The following is a 3,078-nucleotide window of genomic DNA, read 5'->3' as shown; positions in this document are numbered from 1 at the left end:
GGGCATCTGTGTCACCACCGCGATCCGGCCTTCGTCATTCCGCTGCCTTGACGAAGGCCGGGTCGATCATCTGCTCCGGCGTCACATCGGCCTGCAGCAGCTTGGCGTTCTTGGCGGCGGCTTCGACATCGGCGAAGGTCTTGGTGGTGAAGTCGCCTGTCAGCGCCGTCTTGTTTTCGGCGAGTGAGTAGTAGCGTACGCCGTCAAAGGCGGTGTTGAGGTCCTTGACGTCCGAACCGACGGCCTTGGCGATGATGGCGCGTCCACCGGGCGTGTCGGCATTGTAGTCCTTGAGCGCCGCGTCCCAGCTCTTGATCATGGCCAGCACCTGGCCGGGCCGCGACTTGATCACCTCGTCACGCACCACCAGCACGTCGCTGATCAGGCCGGGATCCTCGCCGGCGGTGAACAGCAGCTTGAGGTCCTTGTTCTGCGCCATGGCGACGGTGAGGTACGGTTCATAGGTCACCGCGACCGGCACCTGGCCGGCGATCAAGGCGCTGCCGGCGTCGGACGCCGGCATCGGAACCGGCTTGACATCGTCGATCGACATGCCGTTCCTGGCGAGCGCGTATTTGAGCAGAATGTCGCTCGTCGTGCCTTCCTCGAAGGCCACCTGCTTGCCCTTGAGGTCCGCGATGGAGGTGACGTCCTTGCCGGCGATGATGGCGTCGGCGGTCATGGAGACGTCGAGCAGCAGCACGATCTTCACCGGAAGGCCGGCCGCGACCATGCCCATCGCCGTGTGGGTGGCGATGTTGGCGGCGTCGAGCTGGCCGCTTGCAAGTGCTGCATTGATGTCCTTGTCCTCGGCGAAATTAACGATCTGGACGTCGCTCAGCCCGTTCGTCTTGAACAGGCCCTTGGCCTCGGCGACATGCCATTGGCCATAGCCGAGCCAGGGCTCGATCCCGATCTTGAACGCTCCTGCCTCGGGCGTGGTGGGAATGGCCGCATCGGCTGCGTAGGCTGCCGGGGCGGCGGCCAGCCCGATGGCGGCGGCCATCACGAGCGCGCGAAATTGTCCTGTTAGGTTACGCATCATCTTTGTTCCCCTTGATGATCAGACCGCTTTTTCTAACCCAGGCAGCCGGTCTGGTGAGACTGCGGGTTTCTGCTCTTGCGGCACTGTGCCTCGGCGTCTTACCTGCCACTTCATGGTGAAGTGCGAGGATATTTCAGCGTCAGCGGGAGCGGATGTCAAGGCTAAAATACATACATGCATATACAAGTTGGAAAGACTCAATTTTCACGCTTTTCCGGATCGATCCGATCGAGGAAACCCGTCACCCGATCGGCTCCGGCAACGGGTTCGCTGCCGACCATGACCGCGACTGAGAAGGCAATGAGGGAGGAGACCCGCGTATGGCTGCGCGCGCCGGCCCGCAGGTTCATGACCAGCGTCGGCGACAGGAAAAGACCGGCCCGCAGCACCGCGCGCCAATCGGCCGGCAGCATGCCGCGCCGTTTGAGCTCCAGCAGCAATGGCCGCCACAGCGCTGTCGCCTTGACCTCCAGCAGGTCGCGGCGGACGGGGCTCAGGTCCCAGTCCGTGTCGACATGGAGCAGATTTCCGTCCAGCCGCGCCTGGGCGCGAAAAGCCTCTGTCGCGGTCGCCGGATCATAGAGCCAGAACGGATGGGCAAAGATGTTGTGGAACGTCGCCTTCACCTCCGCCAGCAGCGTCGGGATATGCGAGCCGGCAAAGGCGGGATCGAAGAAGGACAGTTCCGCCCTCCCCGCCTTAGCCGTGTACCAGACATTGGCGTTGTGGGCGTCGCCATGCGCGACCACGCCGCCGGCATCGGCAAGCCGGTCGGGCCGCAAGCGCACCGCGGCGGCATCGAAAAGCTCACCGACGCTGTGGGTGTACTGCTGGCCGTTGATGACGAATTTCAGCCGGGAAAACCGATCCCAATCCAGCTCGGCACCGGGAAAGACGAACGGCTTGCCGACATAGAAATCGGCCAGCCGGCCGCCTGGTGACAAGCGTGTCTCGGCATCGATCAGCCGCTCATGAAACAGCCTGTGGATCGGCTCCGCCGCCACGTCCTCGCCAGTGACGGGATGCAGCGTCTCGAGATAGACCTTGAGCAGCCTGGCCGACAGGTCGCGCTCGGCAAGAACGGCTTCTTGCCGCTTGCCGGCATCGTCCTGCGCATCCAGCGCGAACAGCACATCCGAAAATCTCGGATCCGTGCGGCGGCGGTAGACAAGGATCTGCTCGCCGGGCTGCGCCGACATGTGTATGGGTTGGTCGACCGGCAGGCCGGCGCGCGACAGAATCTCGGCGCGGTAATACTCGCCCGTCATCCCCTCCTCCCGCTCCTCCTGATGGAACTTGAAGAAGTAGGCCTTGCCGTCGTCTTCGAAGAAGCCGTTCAGGGAATTGAGGCTGTATTTGTCGAAGTTGATGCGCACATTGCGGGGACTCATCGCAAACAGGTCGCCCAGCAATGCCGCCAGCGCGCTTTGTGCTTCGGCAACATCATGCTGCGCGAGTGCCCGGATCTGCGCCGTGCGACTCGGTGTCTGCGTCATCTGTTGTCCTTCTTGGCCCGTCCATTCGAGAGCGAAAGCGTTCTCGTCAGCACATGTATATACATTGGCAACGAAACCGCTCCGACTTGCATTCGTCCTGCTTCCGTTAGCTGCTTTTTGAAGGGGAATAGCGGCTGCCGAGCGAGTAGCGACTGCCGGCATAGGTCAGCTTGCTGATGGTGGCCACCACCGCGCCTGTCCATGTCCGGCGGTGCAGGAAAAGGCAGCAGGCGCCGACATCGATGCCCAGATGCCGCGCCGTCTCGGCGTCGGCCGGGATCGCCGAGATGATATGCTCGACTTCGGTCACCGGGGTTTTCTGCATGAGATAGTCGTAGGTCGCCGTCTTCGAAAAATCCTGCTTGTCGTAATCGGGAATGAGGCTCGGATTGACGAAGCGCTCTTCCAGCTGCACCGGCAGATCATTCTCGAAATTGACGACGACGGAATGATAGATCGAGACGCGCTTTGGAAACTCGAACGACAGCGCCAGCTCCTTTGTCGGCATGATGGTTTCGAGGACGAGGACTTCGGAAC

Annotated in this window: 3 protein-coding genes; all 3 read right to left on the bottom strand. The window is 62.2% G+C overall.

The window, feature by feature from the left end:
- Positions 1 to 34: 34 nt before the first annotated feature.
- Complete coding sequence (locus EN984_RS28370) at positions 35 to 1,042, bottom strand: ABC transporter substrate-binding protein (protein WP_127269923.1); 1,008 nt, start codon at positions 1,040 to 1,042, stop codon at positions 35 to 37.
- A gap of 200 nt (positions 1,043 to 1,242) precedes the next feature.
- A complete protein-coding gene (locus EN984_RS28365) occupies positions 1,243 to 2,541 on the bottom strand; it encodes a hypothetical protein (protein WP_127272453.1) in 1,299 nt (432 codons plus the stop codon).
- Positions 2,542 to 2,647: 106 nt separating this feature from the next.
- Positions 2,648 to 3,078 (bottom strand): UTRA domain-containing protein (locus tag EN984_RS28360; RefSeq protein ID WP_127384118.1); only part of this gene is annotated, 431 nt, incomplete at its 5' end.

Origin of the sequence: Mesorhizobium sp. M7A.F.Ca.CA.004.12.1.1 (assembly GCF_003997835.1) — a bacterium.
GTDB lineage: Bacteria > Pseudomonadota > Alphaproteobacteria > Rhizobiales > Rhizobiaceae > Mesorhizobium.
This window is presented reverse-complemented; position numbering and strand designations above follow the sequence as displayed.